The sequence below is a fragment of the Streptomyces sp. NBC_01450 genome, from assembly GCF_036227505.1.
Lineage (GTDB): Bacteria > Actinomycetota > Actinomycetes > Streptomycetales > Streptomycetaceae > Streptomyces.
In genome coordinates this window covers 2,416,478-2,433,003 of sequence record NZ_CP109480.1, presented here as the reverse complement: position 1 = coordinate 2,433,003, position 16,526 = coordinate 2,416,478, and the positions used below count along the sequence as shown (strand labels likewise).

Here is a 16,526-nt window from a genome sequence, read left to right as displayed (position 1 = left end):
TCCTGCCTTTCACCCGCGGGAATGCGCCGACCATGTCCGCTGTTACAGCACACGTAGCTGACATGCGCGAGTCAAGATCGCGTCATGTGGGCGGAAGGAGGACCTCATGGCACGCAGCAGCGCGCGACCCGTCGTCACGCTGAGGTCGACAGCCGGGACCGGCGTCACCTACGTGACGCGGAAGAACCGCGCGAACGACCCCGACCGACTCGTCCTGCGTAAGTACGACCCGGTGGTCGGTGAGCACGTCCCGTTCCGGGAGGAGCGCTGAGCCGAGCCCGGCGTCACCGGGCGGAGCGTCACCGGACCGTCGACCGTCACAAGGGAGGAAACCTCATGAAGCCTCGCATCCACCCCGAATCCCGTCCCGTCGTCTTCCGTGACCGGGCCGCGGACGTCGCGTTTCTGACCCGATCGACCGCGCACTCGTCGAAGACGATCGAGTGGGAGGACGGGAGTGTCTACCCGCTGGTCGACGTCGAGATCTCGTCGGCGAGCCATCCGTTCTACACCGGGACCTCACGGGTCCTGGACACCGCCGGCCGTGTGGAGCGCTTCGAGCGCCGTTACGGCCGTACGGCCTCGCCGCGGCACTGACGGGGGCCGGTCCCCAGCGGGATGCTGTCGGCGAATCCGCCGCTGGGGACACCCTCCTCGGAAACCGTGAACACTTAAGCGGTTAAGTGTTCAGGGTTTCTGGCACGCATGGGGTGGGACCGACATCACCAAATGGATTCGCCCACGAGGAGGACAGATTCATGAAGGTGCGCAAGTCCTTGCGTTCACTGAAGTCCAAGCCGGGGGCTCAGGTGGTCCGTCGACGAGGCGTGGTCTTCGTCGTCAACAAGAAGAACCCGCGTTTCAAGGCCCGACAGGGCTGACGGGACCCGGGGGACGACCGGCACACACCACGCCCGTACCGCACGCCCGAAGTCGGCGTGCGGTACGGGCGTGAGCCTTGTCCCGACGTGTACGGTCCATAGCGTCGCGCTCAGTCCGCGTCGGTCGGGATGCGGAGCGTCACGCGGTAGCCGCCGTCGGGGGTGGGGCCGGACTCGAAGGTGCCGTCCAGGAGTTCGGCGCGCTCCCGGAGGCCGACGAGGCCGTGCTGGGAGCCGGGCAGGGGCAGGGAGGGCCGGGTGGGGGCGTTGTTGGTCACGGTGACGCCGAAGCGGTCGCCGGTGTGCCACAGGCGGACGTCGGCGGCCGCGCCGGGCGCGTGTTTGCGTACGTTGGTCAGGGATTCCTGCACGGTGCGGTAGAGGGCGCGTTGCGCGGGGGTGCCGATGGCGGAGGGGAGCTCGCCGGTCAGCGTCGTCTCGATGCCGCTGGTCGACACGAGCTTGTGCAGGTCGGCGAGTGTGGGCTGCGGACTGAGTTCGCCGAAGCGGCCCCCGGAGGCCCGCAACAGCGCGACCATGTGGCGCAGTTCGTCGAGTGTGTCGACGCTCAGCGAACGGATGGTGCGGGCACCCTCCTTGAAGTACGGGTCCTTGGCCGCGACCTGAAGAGCGCCCGCCTGTACGGCGATCAGGCTCACCTGGTGCGAGACGACGTCGTGCATCTCGCGGGCGAGCTGGGCGCGTTCCCGGGCCAGGACGGCCTGGGAGTGCATCAGCCGTTCGTGTTCGCGGGCCTTCTCGATCTCCGCGAGCCGGTCGGCCAAGTCCCGCCGGGCCTGGACGAGTTGGCCGAGCAGGACGGGGGCGGCGGCCGTGGCCAGGGTGTAGAGGAAGTAGATCAGCGTCCAGGCGCGTTCGTGTGAGCCGACGTTGCCCAGGGGCCAGGGCACGGCGGAGGCGCCGGCGAACAGAAAGGCGCCCGTCACCAGGAGCCGGCGGTCGCGGGAGCGCTCGGCGAGGGTGAACAGCGCGGCGAACGAGGCGAAGACGATGTCCACCATCAGGCTGGCCGGGAGGGTGAGCAGGAACACCGTGAGCGGAAAGCGGCGGCGGAGGGCGAGCGCGCCACAGGCGACCGCTGCCGCCGCCGTCGCGAGGCGGCTCGCGTTCCCCAGGTTGATCAAGACGTCCACGGCGGCCACGGCGACGACCACCGCGTCGACGACCGGATCCGGGATCCGCGCCCACCACGGCCTGCTCGCACTCATCGCCGGTCCTCCGACCCGTTCCGCCCGTCCAGCAGGCCCGCCCGCTGGGCGAGCAGCGCGGCCCGCACCCGGCTGTTCACGCGCAGCTTGGTGAGGATCGCGCTGACATGGTCCTTGACGGTGCCCGCGCTGAGGTGGACGCGACTGCCGATGTCCGCGTTGGACAGGCCCTCCGCGATGAGCACCAGCACTTCGCGCTCCCGCTCGGTGAGCCGTCCGACGCGGGCGGCCTCCTCGTCGTCCGCGGCGGTCGCGCCCGGGTGGCTCTGCCATACGGCACGGGACGCCTTCGGAGACATCACGACACCGCCGGCGCGCAAGGTTCGTACGAGTTGCGCGAGTTGGTCAGGCTCGGTGTCCTTGAGCAGAAAACCGGCCGCGCCGGAGCGCAGCGCGGTGAGGATGTACTCGTCGGCGTCGAACGTCGTCAGCATCGCCACCACGGGCGCGTCCGGCAGTGCCCGCAACTGCCGCAGTACGGTCAGACCGTCGACGTCCGGCATCCGGATGTCCAGCAGTACGACGTCCGGCCCCTCCCGCCGTACCGCGTCCACCGCCTCGGCGCCCGTCGTGGTCGCGACGACCTCGATGTCGTCGGCCGCACCGAGGATGAGCTCGAAGCCGGACCGCACCAGGGCCTCGTCGTCCACCACCACTACCCGGATCACGTACGTTCCGCCTCGTCATTGATGTCATTGATGTCGTCGATGTCGATTGTCGTCACTGCGACCGTAGAACGGGGAAAGCCCGGTGCGGCGCGCTGGCGGGACGGCCCAGCCACCTGGCGGGTAGGTTCCAGTCGTCCGGGGGGCGTTGACCGGACGCCTGCCGGATAGCGCGTGATCGGCGCCCTCTCCAGCCTGTGGGCCATGACGCTGAACGCAGACGACACGGCGCTCGTCGCACGGCCTCGACCGGAGGCATCCGGAACCACGCGACAACCTGATGCCCGGCCCGCGATGGGGCGCCTGATCGGAGTGGATCTCGCCCGGGGGCTCGCGGTCTTCGGGATGTACGCGGCGCACGTGGGCCCTGATCCCTCCGACGGCGGATCGACCGGCTTCTTCATGGAACTGGCTCACGGCCGGGCCTCCGCGCTCTTCGCCTTCCTGGCCGGCTTCTCGATCGCGCTGATCACCGGCCGCCGTACCCCCAAGACCGGCCGGGCGGGCCGCCAGGCGGTCGCCAAGGTGGTGATCCGCGCCTTCGTCCTGCTGGCCCTGGGCACCGCGCTCACCCTGACCGGCACCCCGGTCGAGGTGATCCTCGCTTTCTACGGCCTGTACTTCCTGCTGGTCCTGCCGCTGTACCGGCTCAGTGCCCGACCGTTGGCCGTCATCGCCGCGAGCGGTGCGCTGATCCTGCCTCAGGTCCTGTACGTGGCACAGCACATCCTCGATCCCGGCGGCGGCGAGGGTGGTGGTCCGGGCGGCATCTGGGCCTGGCCGGCCGACGCGGACGGCATCGTCTCGCTGCTCTTCACCGGCGGCTACCCGGCCCTGGCCTGGCTCCCGTTCGTCGTCGCGGGCATGGCAGTGGCCCGGCTGGACCTGGCCTCCACCGTCGTGCGGACACGCCTCGCGATCACCGGTGTCACGCTGGCCGTGCTCGGCTACGGCGGCTCGTTCCTGGCCCTGCACCTCGTTCCCGGTGCCGCCTCCGCCCTGAAGGTCGCCGGCGCGGGCGAGGGCGGTTCGGTCATGTCGGCTTGGTGGTCCGACACCGCGGGCTACCCGACCGGCACCACCCCGGCCTGGCTGCTGGCGGCCTCGCCGCACAGCGAGACGACTCTCTCGATCGTGGCCAACGCCGGTGTCGCCATCCTGGTCCTGGCCGCGTGCCTCGCCGCCACCGACGCCTTCCCGTACTTTCGCCGGCTGGCCGCTCCGGTCATCGCGGTGGGCACGATGTCCCTGACCGCGTACGTCTTCCACATCGTCGGCATCCACGTCCTGGGCATGGACGAACTACCCGGCGCCCCGCTGCACGTGCTGTTCGTCTTCCTCGTGGCCGTGACGGCGTTCGCGACCCTCTGGTCCCGCTTCTTCGCCCGCGGACCGCTGGAGTGGCTGCTCGGCCAGGCCACCAGGGTCGCGGAGCACGTCCGGTGAGGCCCCGTCGAACGGCCGTCAGGAGCCCTGGCCCCTGACGGCCGCCGCCTGGTGCTGAGCTTCCCGTGGGTTCCCGTCTTCACGGCCTTGACCGTGCTGTAGTGGGCGGCCCCGGCCTTCCTGAACTGGAGCTCGACCTGCCGCCCGGTGAAACCGTGGTAAGTGAGGTCCTCCCGGCGGACGCCGCGTTGGTCTCGGTCGGGGCATGCGCCCGGGGGCGCCCCTTCGTGGCGGGCTCTCAGAAGGGTTCCGGGAGAGGTACCCGGCCCGACCTGCTGCGTACCTGTTCGAGGAGCGCGGCGTACGCGGCGATCATCCGGGTGCGGCTGAACCGTTCGCGGCTGAGAGCCAGCGCCGGTGCGAACTCGGGGCCACGCGCAACCGCCTCGGACCAGGCCAGGGCGATCGCTTCGGGGTCGGGCGGGGTGAGGAAGCCGTGCCCGGTCACGATCGAGGCGCTGTCGCCGACGTCGGTGGCGACCGGCACGGCCCCGCACATCATGCCCTCGATCAGGCACAGCGGAGCCGCCTCGCCGCTGGAGGAGGTCAGCGACACCACGTCGGCGGCGGCGTAGACGGTCTCCATGTCGTGCCGCACGCCGAGCAGCGAGAGGCGGTCGGCGAGCGGGGCGTCGTCGCCGAACACGGTGGCGATGTCCGCACTCAGGCAGCCGTTGACCCGCGTCATGCCCGCGCCGCACATCAGGACATGGCCGTCGGGTTGTCGGCGCAGCCAGGCCCGGGCGGCACGGAGGAACAGCGGCACGTTCTTCATCGCGGCGTAGCGTGCCGCGAAGACGATCACGGGCGCACCCTCCGGGATGCCCAGGGACGTCCGCAGCAGGGCGCGTCTGAACGGGTCGGGGCGAAACCGCAGCAGATCCACGCCGTTCGGGATGACGTGCAGCAGTCCGGCCGGGATCCCGGCCGCGGCGTACGCCGCGCGCGTCGACTCCGCGCAGCAGATCCCGGCGGCGATCCGGCCGTCGGCGACCGCGGTCCGCAGCTCGTCCAGCGCCGCGCCCTGGTTCTCCGGGTCGGAGCGGTGCAGGCAGACCACGACGGGCCGGCGGGGCAGTCCGGCCTGGTTGAGCAGGCCGAGCGGTTGTTCCTTGAGGGACAGGATGACGTCCGCGGCCGCCACCGCCCGCGTGGTGGACGCCAGTTCCGGTCCGGTGAAGGTCTCCGGGGCGCCGGGAGTCCCGGGGGTGCGGTCCAGCGAGGTGACCGGCACGCCTGCCGCGGTCAGTGACCGGTAGCAGGCGTCGTCCTCCATCCGCTGCCGGGTCTCCTCCCGATACATTTCGCCATTCACGCTCAGCACCGCATGTCGCTGGCCACCCTCGTGGAGCCCCAGCACCACATCGCTGTGCACGATCCGGGCCCCGCCCGAGAAGAATCCTTCATAGATCGACAGCACACGCAGTTCGTCCATCACGCGCACCTCTTGGCCTGTCTCGCAGAAAGGGAGGAAACCTTTTCAACCCCTGTGATCTGCGGGTTCTCCGCTATGGACACAAGGGAAACTTGCGGGCTCGTGAACTCGTCGTTTCGAATTCGGACACGATTGGTTACGGCGTACCGTTCGGGTGATCAGCCGAATGGAGAGGCGGAGGTCGCGGGCCTGACGGCCGTTCTCACACCAACCGGACGGTAAAAAACAGGCCAGAATTTTCCTGTCCCGGGGTTGCGCGGCACGTACAATCCACCGGCCCCTCCGCCGGGCAGGCCGGCCGCGTGGTCAACGGCGTCGGAACGCGAGCTCGGCTGAAGCGGAAGGGTGAATGTCTGGGTATTTCCCGGTTCCGGCCGAGCGGTGCGTGCCACACTGACGCAGGGGGGAAGCGGCACCGGGGACGCGGGGCCACGCGTCTGATTCCCGTACCGCCGCGCACATGTGCTCGGGAGGATCGCAGAGGCATCCGCGGTGGCCCGGTTGCTCCGTGAGACGGCGTCCGGGCGCGGTGGCGCGCTGTTCGTCGTAGGAGAACCGGGGCTGGGACGGACCACCCTGCTCCGCAGGATCCTCACCCTCGACGACACCGTCCGGGCGGTGTACCTCGCGGGTGCCGCCGCCGAATCGGGACTGCCTTACGCGGGTCTGCACCAGGTCGTCCAGGCCTACCGCTGCGATCTGCCACGACTGCCCGCACCCCAGCGTGACCTGCTCGGTCATCTGCTGGCCACCGGACAGCAGCGGCCGGAGGACACCGGGCTCGCGGTCGGCGCGGCGACGCTCGGACTGCTCGGCGCCGCGGCCGCACGGCGTCCTCTCCTGCTCGCGATCGACGACGCGCATCTGCTCGACACGCCGTCGAGGGAAGCGCTGCTCTTCGTGGCCCGGCGCATCGCCGAAGAGCCGATCGCCCTGCTCCTCACGGCCGAACACCGCGGCGGTGCCGCCGGATCCGCCCTGCGCCCCGCCGTCACCGGCGTACCGGAACTGAGGCTGGGACCACTGGACCCGGCCGACGCCCGGACCCTGCTCCAGCGGTCGGCCCGGCACCCGCTGCGCCGCTTCGTCGCCGACCGGCTGCTCGCCGTCGCCGAGGGCAACCCGCTCGCCCTCACCGAACTGCCGGCCGTCCTCACCCCGGGCCAGTGCTCCGGACACCTGCCCCTCGACGACCCCCTCACCCCCGGCGAACGGCTGCGCGACGCCCATCTCCCGACGCTGGCCCGGCTCCCCGACTCCACCCGCGCCGCCCTGCTGGTGCCCGCCGCGGCCGGCGACGTCGCCGGCGGCGACCTGCAGCGCGCACTGGAACTGCTCGGACACGCGCCCGACGCCCTGCTGCCCGCGGAAGAAGAGGGCGTCGTCGAACTGCGCAGGGGCCGACTGGTCTTCGCCGACCGACGACTGCGGCTCGTCGCCTACCACGACGCCCCTACGTCGCGGCGGCGCAGCGTCCACCACGTGCTCGCGCAGGTTCTGCGCGGGCCCGTGGTCGGCCGCCACCTCGCCGCCGCGCACACCTGCCCGAGCCCGGACGTGGTGCGGGCCGTCGAGGAGGCGGCGGGCGCCACCGAGGAGACGGACCCGGACACGGGCGCCGAACTGTACGAGCGAGCCGCGGGGTTCGCCGACGACCATGACGAAACCGCCCGGCTGCTGTACCTGGCCGCGGTCTGCCGACAGCGGGCCGGAGCCGCCGAACACGTACAGACGCTGCTGGGCAGGGCGATGGCACTCGCCCGCGCGCCCGCGCTGCGCCGCGAACTGGCCGTTCTCCAGGCGCGCCAGCGCGGCGCGACCGGCCACCCCAGGACCGCGCACCGGGTGCTGCGCGACGCGGCAGGACGACTCACCGGGGAGCCCGACCGGGCCGCCCGACTCCTGCTCGAAGCGGTCGACTCCGCGGTCCACGCGGCCGACAGCAGGGCCGCGCTGGGCAGTGCGTGGCAGGCGTACCGGCTCACCCGGCTGTGCGGCGGGGACCTCGCGGAGGCGGCGGCCGTCCATCTCGCCCAGGTCCTGGCCCTGCGCGGCGAGCGCGGCCAGGCCCGCGAACTGCTGTTGGGGCAGACCGCGGGCGAGGCCGCGAGGGCGCTGGTGGGCCGGGCGGAAGTACTGGGCTGGCTGGAGGAGTACGAGGCCGCCTGCGTCCTGCTCGACCGTGTGCTCGGCGACCAGCCCGCTCCGCACGGCGGCTCGCAAGGCGGCGCGACGTCGGCCCAGCGGGCGGCCGCGCTCGGCTGCCGCGCCTGGATCCGGCTGTGGACCGGGGACTGGCACGGAGCCCGCGCGGACGCCACCGAAGCCGTCGGCTGCGCCGAACAACGGCGGGAGACCGCGTCCCTGGCCCAGGGGCTGGTCGCGCTCGCACGGCTCGAAGCCGCGCAGGGCCAGGTCGCCCAGTGCGGGGCGATACTGGCCCGCGCCGCCGGGGTCGCGCGAGCACACGGCCTTGAACTCGTCATGGGCCAGATCGCCGTGGCCGAGGGCCTGTTGGCCCTCGGAGCGGGCAAGTACGAAGAGGCGGTGGCCGGTTACGAACGGGCCGGTGCGCTGGCGCGCAGCGCGGGCATCGAGGACCCGTCGGTGGCCCCGTGGGCGGCCAACCTGATCGAGGCGTATCTACGCAGCGGACGGATCGGGGAAGCGGTGGACGAACACGGCCGCTTCGACGCGGAGATGCGGCGCTCGGGGCCGTCCTGGGCGCTCGCGGTGAGCGCCCGCTGCCGCGCCCTGCTGCTGGAGGCCGAAGGGAACGGCACGCCCGGCGCGGTCGACGCGGCCTTCCACGAGGCCCTGGAATGGCATGCGCGCGGCGCCGTCGTCTTCGAGCGCGCGCGGACCCTGCTCTGCCACGGGCAGTGGCTCCGGCGTACGGGGCGTACGCCACAGGCGCGGGACGCGTTGGAGGAGGCGCTGTCGGTCTTCTCCGTGCTCGGTGCGGTGCCGTGGGAGGAGGCGGTCCGCAGCGAGTTGCGCGCGGCAGGGGCGCGCAGCGGGCGTACGACCTGTGCGCGGCTCACCGAGCAGGAGGGGCGGATCGCCGCGTTGGTCGCCGGGGGCGCGACCAACAAGGAGACGGCGGCGGCGCTGTTCCTCAGCCCCAAGACGGTGGAGTTCCATCTGGGCAATGTGTACCGGAAGTTGGGGGTGCGGTCGCGGAGTGAGCTGGCGCGGCGGGGGCTGTGAGAGGTAAGCCGGTCAGGTGCGCCGCTTGAAGCGCATCCTGATCCTGGTTCCCCGCTTCAGGCCCACCATCGCCTTGTAGATACGGCTGCCGAAGATCCGGTTGATCGTCTTGTCCAGCATGCGCATCAGCGATGTCTTGTCCAGGCCGCCGAGTTGCAGCTCGACGGGATGATCGACGTCCTGGCCCTTGAGCCTCGCCAGCGCTCCCCTGCCCTCTGCCGCCTTCGCCTTGCCTGCCTCTTCGTTGCCCGCCTTCACCATCTCCTTGCCCTTTTGCACCACCGCCCGGTATTTCTTCTCCATCGACCTGCGGTACGCGCGGGTCCGGGACGGATGGCGTTTGGGTTTCGTCTTCTTGAGCTCGCCGCGCGCGCTGGCCTGCTGGAGCGCCCTGATCTTCGCGTCAAGGTCCTTGGGCGGGTCGGGGCAGAACCATGTCGCGGTGAGAGTCGCCGAATTCGTGCCCGTCCTCTTTCTCGTGATCGCGAGCTCGAACGCGACCTTCTTGTTCGACTTCCCCACGATTTTGGGGTTGATGACGCCGTGTACGTACCAGACGCCGTCCTTCGCGACCGGTTTCAGGGATGCCATGCGATAGCGCACCTGGACGGCGACCAGCACAGGGCGGATCACCTTCGCTCCGACGTCGCTCCCCGAAAGCGCGTTGACGGCGTTCGTCGCGACTTCGACGCCCTTCTCGGCGTCGCGTTTCTTCTCCGCGGGCGTACGCCGGTCCGCCTTGCCCACGAGCTTGCCGAGGGCCTTCTTGCCGCCCGTCATGAGCTTCCTGCCGTACGCGGCGGCCCTGGTGATCAGCCGGGAGATGAAACCACGGACGGGGGCGCCGACCTTTTCCAGGACGCTCTTGATCTTCGCGGGGATCGCGCCGAGCTTGAGGACGCGGGCGAGGAGGTCGATGGCGAGGGGGAGGGTCCGGGCCAGGGAGGACTCGATCTTGGTGGCGACCTTCTGGGACACGCCGTCGCAGATCTCCTCCAGCGTGTCGAGGATCGAGTTGACGAACTCGGCGAGGGCGCGGGCCTTTTCCACCAGGAAGGTGAGGAAGTCGTGGACGGCCATGACCGCCTTGACCAGAGCGCCGGCCGGAGTGATCAGGGACAGCAGCCAGGTGATGCCCGCCTTCAGGACGGTCTCCACGACGAAGCTCTTGATCATCTCGAAGGCCTGCTGTTTGAGGTCGCCGGCCTTCTCCTTGATCTCCTCCCACAGGCCCCCGACACCCTTGTCCCTGATCACCCCGATGACCCTGATCGCGCCGATCACCGTGTTCAGCACCGGCTCGGGCATGTGCTTGAGCAACTCGGCGCGGATGAACGCCCAACTGATCCCGAACAGCGACAGCACCGTCTTCACGATGCCGCGCAGATCCCACTGCTCGGGCAGCTCCACCCCGGCCGCGGCCAGATTGCCGAACAGCCAGTCCTTCAGGGCCGCCTTGAGATGGGTGACGATGTTCGACAGGAACCCGGTCAGCCCGGCCTTGACCGAGGCGCCGAGGTTCGAAAGGAATCGGAGGGGATTCCGTACGATCCGATCGGCCACTCCGGCCGCCCGTTTCACCACCCCGAGCAGCAGGTTCTTCAGGTCGATCAAGATCTTGACCGCGCCCACCACGGCGTCGCGGGCCCGGTCCCACAGGTTCCTGTTGCCCTGCTTCACCTCCGCGAGCGCCGCGTTCGTCGCCTCCTGCGCCTGCGCGTAGGACTCGGCGAGCAGGTCGACGATCGCGTCCGCCCTCTCGTCGACGGACGCCTCCAACGCGTCGTGCCGTGCGGCGAATCCGGCGGCCGCCTGTTCCCCGAACCCGCGCAGCGCGGGCTCCAGGCCCGCGACGTGGTCGGCCATCCGACGGCGGCCGTCCGCCGCCTTCTGCCGGGCGTCGTTGACGCGCTTCTCCACGACGGTGGCGATCTCGTCGACCACGCCCCGGATCTCGGCGGTGTAGACGGCCGCGTGCTTCTCGTAGTCGGGAGCACCGCTGAAGAAGTCCCACCAGCTCTTCCTGCACGCCGCGAGGAATCGGCTCCGGGCCTGCCCCGCCCGCTCGTCGAAGAGCGCGCGGACCGTGTCGTCGAGGCCGGCGAGCGCGGCCTCGACAGCCTGCTTGGTCTCCTCGTAGATCGTGGTCAGTGCGGCCGTGACCTCGGCGCGGCGGGCCTCCGTACGTGCCTGGGCCGCCTGTTTGCCGCTGCCCACCGACCTGCCCGCGGCGACCCGCAGACCCGCCATGGCGGCCATCGCCGTACCGCCCGCGGCGGCCGCCCGCTGCTCGGCCGCGGCCCGTTGCGCCGCTTCCTTGGCGCGGAAGGAATCCGGCGCCGCGGCGGAGTCCTTCTCCGCGGCCTTCTTCGACCGCGCGGCGGTCGAGAACGCCGGTTCGCCGGCGTCCGCCAGGGTCTCGTCGGTGAGACCCGCCCTGTCCATCGCGTCCGTCGTACCGCTCGCATGCGCGGAGAAGTCCACCGTGGCGGTCGGCACCGGCGCCGGTACGGCGTCCGCCGCGCGGGGCGGGGCCGGTACGGGCGGCGGCCGGTCGGGCGTCAGCGCCACCGCAGGTCGTTCGGGTACGCGCGTGGGGTCGGGCGGGGTCGCGGCGGTCGCCCGTACCTCACCCGACGAGGCCTCCGCGGCGGCGTGCGCCTCACCGGAGAGTTGCGGGGTGAGGGTGTCCGCACGGGCGGGGTCCGCGAACTCCTCGGCCTTTTCGCGGGTGGTGGGCTGCTGGTCCTTGATCCGCTTCTCGAACTTCGCGATGAACTCGGCCCGGGCGAACGGCTTGGCCTGCGCCGAGGCGATCGCCGCCGCCTGGTCCTGCCCGGCGAACGCGGCACGCTCGCCCGGGGGTGCCACGGCCGCGTGCTGGGCCGCCGCGGCCTCGGTGGCGGGCTCGGGGTGCCGCGTGAGGGCGCGTTTGCCCGCGGTGACCTGGGCGGCGATCCGGCGCAGCCCCGGCACGACGGCCTTCTTGCTGGCGACGGCCCGACCTGGGGCCTCGCCGCGGGCGGGACCGGCCGACGCCCCGGCATCGCGGGCGGCGAGCGCCACGGCGACGGCGTTGCCGACACCGGGGCCCGCCCGACCCGGACGCCGCGCGGGCGCGAGCGTGTGCGGCGCGGAGGCGGAGCCCTGCCCCCGCACCCGAGCGGCACTGGGCCCCGGCGCCGGCGCGAATCCATCCGCCGTACGTGTCCCACCCGTCGTGCGTGCCCTGTCCGTCGTACGCGCCCCATCCGTCGTACGCGCCCCACGCGCCGAACCCCTTGTCGGCGCAGGGCGCTTCCGTAGGGACTTGAGTTTGCCGGGGGACGGTCGGGCCGGTCCGGGGCCCGTGCCGGTCACCGGGGGTGGGGGCGTCGGTGCGCCGGGCGTGGGGGTGTTCATGCTCGGCCATGGGGGTCGTCGCGGTCGGCCCTGTCGGGGCCCGGTACCGGCGCCGGGCCGAGCGCCCGCTCCAGTTCGCCGGAGCGCAGCAGCCGTGACTCCTGACGGAACTGGCGCACGATCGCCTCGCAGAGGTGCTCGCGGCCGATGACCGCGCTGTCGTTCTCCGCCGCGAGCAGCGCGGCGGAGCGCGCGACGGCCATGACGCCCGCGCCGGTGAGATCGAGCCGGGCGAGTCCCGCCAGGCTCAGCCGCGCGTCCAGCGGGGCGCTCGGGGGGAACGCCATGCGCCACAGCCGGTTCCGCTCCCGTTCGCCGGGCCGGGTGAAGTGCACCACGAACTGGAAACGGCGGGTGAACGCCTCGTCCAGGTTGCCCTGCAGGTTGGTGGTGAGGACGACCAACGCGGGGCTGCGCTCCAGACGTTGCAGCAGATAGCCGACCTCGAGGTTGGCGTAGCGGTCGCTGCCGCGGTCGACCGTGCCCCGTTTGCCGAAGACGGCGTCCGCCTCGTCGAAGAGCAGCAGCGCGCCCGTCGCCTCCGCGTGCCCGAAGGCCTCGTCGAGGTTCTTCTCCGTCTCGCCGACCCACTTGGAGACGGTCTGCGCGAGGTCGACCCTGAGCAGGTCCACGCCGAGCGCTCCGGCGAGCACCTCCGCGGCGAGGCTCTTGCCCGTGCCTGGCTCGCCGGTGAACAGGGCCTTGAGTCCGGCCCCGCCGTGCTGCCCGCCGAAGCCCCACTCCTCGGCCACCTTGGGCCAGGCACGGAACGCCGCGGCGAGTTCGTCGATCTGCCGCTCCTGTTCCACGGGGAGCACGAGGTCCGAGGGGCCGCGGGTGGGCGTACGGACCTCGGCGAGCCGGGCCGGTCCCGCGGTCAGGACCCGGGGCACGGCCGACTCCAGCGCCATGCCGTCGGACTCGGCCAGCCCTACGGCCGACCGGAGTTGAGAGGGCGTCAACCGGAAGCGGGCGGCCAACTCGTCGAGGAGAGCGGGGTCCGGGCCCGGGTCCGTCCCAGTGGTGGCGGTGTTCCACAGCGCCCGGCGTTCCCGGTAGCCGGGCTCGTCCGCGGACTCCTCCGCGTACCGGCCCGAGGAGAGCAGAGCGAGCGGACGCCAAGGCGTCCGGCCGGTCAGTACGACCGGAACGCCCGCCCGGGTCAGCATGTCGACGGCCGCCTTCGCCGCCCACTGCGCGTCCGGGGCGTGGAAGTCGTCGGTGGGCAGCCACAGCCCGGTATCGAGCACGGCCGCCGCGGCCAGCGCCCGCCCCAGGGCGGCCCGTACGTCGTCGGGGTTGCGGCACAGCTCCAGGTCCGGGGTGCGGCGCAGCGCCAGCCCCGCCTGCCGCGCCACGGCGCATGCCGCGTCGCGCCGGCTGCCGTCGGGCAGGCCCCACAGCGCGGCGATCCCCGCCGGGCGGGAGACGAGGTGGGCGGCCAGCCGTGCCGCGCGGGCGCGGGTCCGCGTGTCGAGCAGCAGGGACCGCGGCGCGAGTACCCGGCCGGGGTCGTGCGCCAGCAGGCCCGGATCGCCGAGGCCGTGCAGCAGGAACGCGGGCAGTTCGGGGCGCACGTGCAGCGGGCGCAGCAGATCCGCGCCGGAGGGTTCCGGTCCGCCGTACGGGTCCGGGGCGCCGTCCTGGAGCAGGAGACCGAAGCGGCGCAGCCGTCCGTACGGGCCCAGCGCGGGCAGTCGGTCGAACCGTTCGGCCGGTGTGGGCGCCAGCACGGTGAGGATCAGCTCGGCGGTGGGACGGCGCTGGTCGAGGTCGTCGACGAGATAGCCGAACAGCGGGGCGTGTTCGGGCGCCAGCGCCGGGGCGAGGCACAACAGCAGCGCGTCGCACTCGAAGGAGTCCAGCTCCGCGGCGCGGGCCAGCGCGTCGAGCGGCAGCGCGGCACCGTCGGCGGCGGCCTGGCGGCGCAGTTCGCGCTCCGCGTCCGTCTGGTCGGCCGGAAGCTCGGCAGGACCCGACGCCGGATGGACGTCGGCGGGATCGGTGAGGTCCAGGAGCAGGCCGGCCTGCTGGTCGGTCACGCAGTACGGGGAGAGCTCCACCCCGGCGAGCAGCGCGGAACGCTTCGCACGGCGGGCCGCGGCCATCCGCAGCGCGCGATGGACGGCACCCTGACGCAAAGCCAAGTGGGCTGCTGTGAGGGCTGGTTGGGGCCGCACGGGTCGGTTCGGCATCTCACCCTCCTGTGAAGACGACGGTGCGGCCGCCGAACCACGGCACGTCCGGCACATCGGCCAGCAGCCGGTGCCGGTAGAGGTCGGCGTGACGTGCGCCCAGCGGCAGCCGTATCTCCACGGTGCTGTCGTGGAACATCACGCGGGCGCCCAGGTCGGCGAAGCGGTCGAGGGCGTCGACGGGATCGGTGGCCTCCCGCTGCGACCAGAGCGTCCAGGCGAGGTCGGCCAGCGCGACCCCGACGGCCAGCGTCGTCGAGCGTTCGACCGCCGGGGCCTGACCGGTGCGGACCGCCGGGCGCAGCTCGACCAGGGCCTCCACGAACCGGGCGGCGCGCGACGCCTCGTACGTCAGGCGCCGTGCCGCCCCGACGAGGGCGTCGTCGGGCGCGGTACGGGACGGGAGCGGCGCCCCGGTGTTGGTCCAGCAGCGACGCGGACCGGGCACCCGGCTGAGCCGCTCGCCACGCGCGGGCGGCAGATCGGTCACGAAGCCGATGCCCAGGGCGTCCAGAGCGTGCGTCAGCCCGGTGGCCTCGGAGGCGACGGACCGGGCGGGCAGGAGGACCAGGGGACGTCCGGCCAGTTCCCAGGGCCGCAGCAGTTCCGCGGGTCGCGCCGCCTCCCACACCGGGTACAGACCGTCGAGGTCCAGCAGGAGGAGCCGGTCCGGAGCCAGCGCGTGCAGCAGCAACGGGCTGGTGGCGGTGTGCCCTTGGGCGGCTTGCAGCCCGAGCCGGGCGTCGAGCAGGGGCAGCAGCGGGCCCAGCCGGCGTTCCAGATCCGATGCGGAGGCGTCGGGCATGCCGTGGGCGGGCGCCGTCGTCCCCGCGAAGACGGCGACCGCGTGCGTGTCCCGAGGTGCGCGCAGCCAGCCGTGCGCGGGCGGCGGCAGCACCTTGTGCGCGAGGCAGGCGGCGAAGGCCGCACCGTCGGCGTCCCGTGCGCCCCCTCCGGTGAGGACGGCGGTCAGCGCCTCCAGATAGCCGCGGTCGTGCAGCGGCGGGAGCAGCAGGAAGGGGAGTGCGCGGTCGATGTCGGTGATCGTGCCGGACATGGAACCGGACATGGAGCCGCAGTCGTGCCGTTCCCGCGTCTCGCCGGGGACGGATGCGGGGCGCGCGGGTGATGCGCCGTCGGCGCCCGGGGAGGGCTCGGGGCCGGTGGGGGTGACGGTGCGTGGGGTGTCGCGCCCGCCGGACGGCAGGGATCGCAGGGCCGACAGGAGGGCGGTGGTGAGGGCGTCCGGGTCGGGTGGCGCGGATGCGTCGACCGTTCCCGGGGCGCCTTCGGTGGCACCGGGGGCGGGAGCCGGCGGCACCGTCGGAGGGGGGCCGGGCGCGGGCGTCGTACGGCGTCCCGCCGCGTCGAGGGCGTTCAGCAGCAGCCGCAGCGCCTCCTCACCGAGCCGGGCCAGTACGGTGTCCAGCGCCCCACAGGCGGAGGCCTCGTGGAGGAGGCCGACCAGCACCCGGTCCCGGTCGAAGGGCGGCTCGGGCACCGGCCGACCCAGGCTCCGCACCGCGTCGGAGTCCACGGTCTCGTGGGCCTCGGCACTCGGCCCGGCACCGGTCGGCGATCCCGCGGCACGGAGGTGGGCGGGGGTATCTGGGGGCACCGATCCCGAGTTGCCGCGGTGGAGGGGCACCGCCACGTCGGGTCCTGACGAGGGGGACGCGTCGTCCGGGGCCTTCGCGCGGGTGGCCGCGGCCGAGAGCTCGTCGAGCGAGGCGTGGGCCCTGATGCGCACGGGGACGGTGACCTCCAGGTCCTGTGGTACGGGGCCGGAGCGCGGGGCGACGATCGAGGCGGGGAGCGGCAGGCCGGTGCGGTGGAGTGCGTCGGCGAGGTGGGTCCGCACAATGCGGGGGAGCAACGCGACCGCGCCCCGGGCCAGTTCGGACGGGTCGGGGCCCCAGCTCCAGCCGTCGGTCCTGACCACGCGCACCCGGCAGTCGAGCACGGTGCAGCCGCCGAGCGCGTCGAGGAGACCGTCGCCGCCGTCGGCCGTCGCATCCGTGGGGAACGTCGTCATACCCGTCGCCTCTCCGTCCTCATGTGAT

11 protein-coding genes are annotated in these 16,526 nt (G+C 72.6%); 5 read left to right on the top strand and 6 right to left on the bottom strand.

The window, feature by feature from the left end:
• Positions 1-106 precede the first annotated feature (106 nt).
• The 3 genes from rpmG (at position 107) to ykgO (ending at position 881) form a co-directional block, all read left to right on the top strand.
• Positions 107-271, top strand: a complete 165-nt coding sequence (gene rpmG / locus OG568_RS11180; protein ID WP_266428130.1) for a 50S ribosomal protein L33 — start codon at positions 107-109, stop codon at positions 269-271.
• Positions 272-336: 65 nt separating this feature from the next.
• Positions 337-597 carry a type B 50S ribosomal protein L31 gene (locus tag OG568_RS11175; protein WP_266428127.1) on the top strand — a complete coding sequence of 87 codons (261 nt, stop codon included), beginning with the start codon at positions 337-339 and terminating at the stop codon, positions 595-597.
• Between the two features lie 161 nt (positions 598-758).
• A complete protein-coding gene (gene ykgO / locus OG568_RS11170; protein ID WP_054244622.1) occupies positions 759-881 on the top strand; it encodes a type B 50S ribosomal protein L36 in 123 nt (40 codons plus the stop codon).
• 110 nt (positions 882-991) lie between these two features.
• Here ykgO and OG568_RS11165 read toward each other — a convergent pair whose 3' ends face one another.
• Both OG568_RS11165 and OG568_RS11160 read right to left on the bottom strand, forming a co-directional pair.
• Complete coding sequence (locus OG568_RS11165) at positions 992-2,110, bottom strand: sensor histidine kinase (protein WP_266588045.1); 1,119 nt, start codon at positions 2,108-2,110, stop codon at positions 992-994.
• On the bottom strand, positions 2,107-2,778 hold the full coding sequence (locus OG568_RS11160; protein WP_266428105.1) for a response regulator: 672 nt from the start codon (positions 2,776-2,778) through the stop codon (positions 2,107-2,109). The genes OG568_RS11165 and OG568_RS11160 overlap by 4 nt, the downstream gene beginning before the upstream one ends.
• Before the next feature lie 201 nt (positions 2,779-2,979).
• Here OG568_RS11160 and OG568_RS11155 point away from each other — a divergent pair, with 201 nt between their 5' ends.
• On the top strand, positions 2,980-4,221 hold the full coding sequence (locus OG568_RS11155; RefSeq protein ID WP_329531351.1) for a DUF418 domain-containing protein: 1,242 nt from the start codon (positions 2,980-2,982) through the stop codon (positions 4,219-4,221).
• A 238-nt stretch (positions 4,222-4,459) separates the two neighbouring features.
• On the opposite strand, the gene OG568_RS11150 is transcribed toward OG568_RS11155, so the two are convergent.
• Positions 4,460-5,641, bottom strand: a complete 1,182-nt coding sequence (locus tag OG568_RS11150) for a glycosyltransferase (RefSeq protein WP_329536326.1) — start codon at positions 5,639-5,641, stop codon at positions 4,460-4,462.
• Positions 5,642-6,118: 477 nt separating this feature from the next.
• On the opposite strand from OG568_RS11150, the gene OG568_RS11145 reads away from it, so the two are divergent.
• A complete protein-coding gene (locus tag OG568_RS11145) occupies positions 6,119-8,866 on the top strand; it encodes an ATP-binding protein (RefSeq protein WP_329531350.1) in 2,748 nt (915 codons plus the stop codon).
• 12 nt (positions 8,867-8,878) lie between these two features.
• Here the strand turns inward: OG568_RS11145 and OG568_RS11140 are convergent, their stop codons facing one another.
• The 3 genes from OG568_RS11140 to OG568_RS11130 form a co-directional block, all read right to left on the bottom strand.
• A complete protein-coding gene (locus OG568_RS11140) occupies positions 8,879-12,025 on the bottom strand; it encodes a phage tail protein (RefSeq protein WP_329531349.1) in 3,147 nt (1,048 codons plus the stop codon).
• Between the two features lie 239 nt (positions 12,026-12,264).
• Positions 12,265-14,415 (bottom strand): ATP-binding protein, encoded by a 2,151-nt coding sequence (locus tag OG568_RS11135; RefSeq protein ID WP_329531348.1) that lies wholly within the window; start codon positions 14,413-14,415, stop codon positions 12,265-12,267.
• A gap of 49 nt (positions 14,416-14,464) precedes the next feature.
• Positions 14,465-16,498 (bottom strand): hypothetical protein, encoded by a 2,034-nt coding sequence (locus OG568_RS11130; RefSeq protein WP_329531347.1) that lies wholly within the window; start codon positions 16,496-16,498, stop codon positions 14,465-14,467.
• Positions 16,499-16,526: the final 28 nt, after the last annotated feature.

Excerpts from the sequence above, each read along its gene's own strand:
- OG568_RS11155 (WP_329531351.1), top strand. The coding sequence starts at position 2,980 with ATGACGCTGAACGCAGACGACACGGCGCTCGTCGCACGGCCTCGACCG.
- ykgO (WP_054244622.1), top strand. The coding sequence starts at position 759 with ATGAAGGTGCGCAAGTCCTTGCGTTCACTGAAGTCCAAGCCGGGGGCT.
- OG568_RS11130 (WP_329531347.1), bottom strand. The coding sequence starts at position 16,498 with ATGACGACGTTCCCCACGGATGCGACGGCCGACGGCGGCGACGGTCTC.
- OG568_RS11175 (WP_266428127.1), top strand. The coding sequence starts at position 337 with ATGAAGCCTCGCATCCACCCCGAATCCCGTCCCGTCGTCTTCCGTGAC.
- rpmG (WP_266428130.1), top strand. The coding sequence starts at position 107 with ATGGCACGCAGCAGCGCGCGACCCGTCGTCACGCTGAGGTCGACAGCC.
- OG568_RS11165 (WP_266588045.1), bottom strand. The coding sequence starts at position 2,110 with ATGAGTGCGAGCAGGCCGTGGTGGGCGCGGATCCCGGATCCGGTCGTC.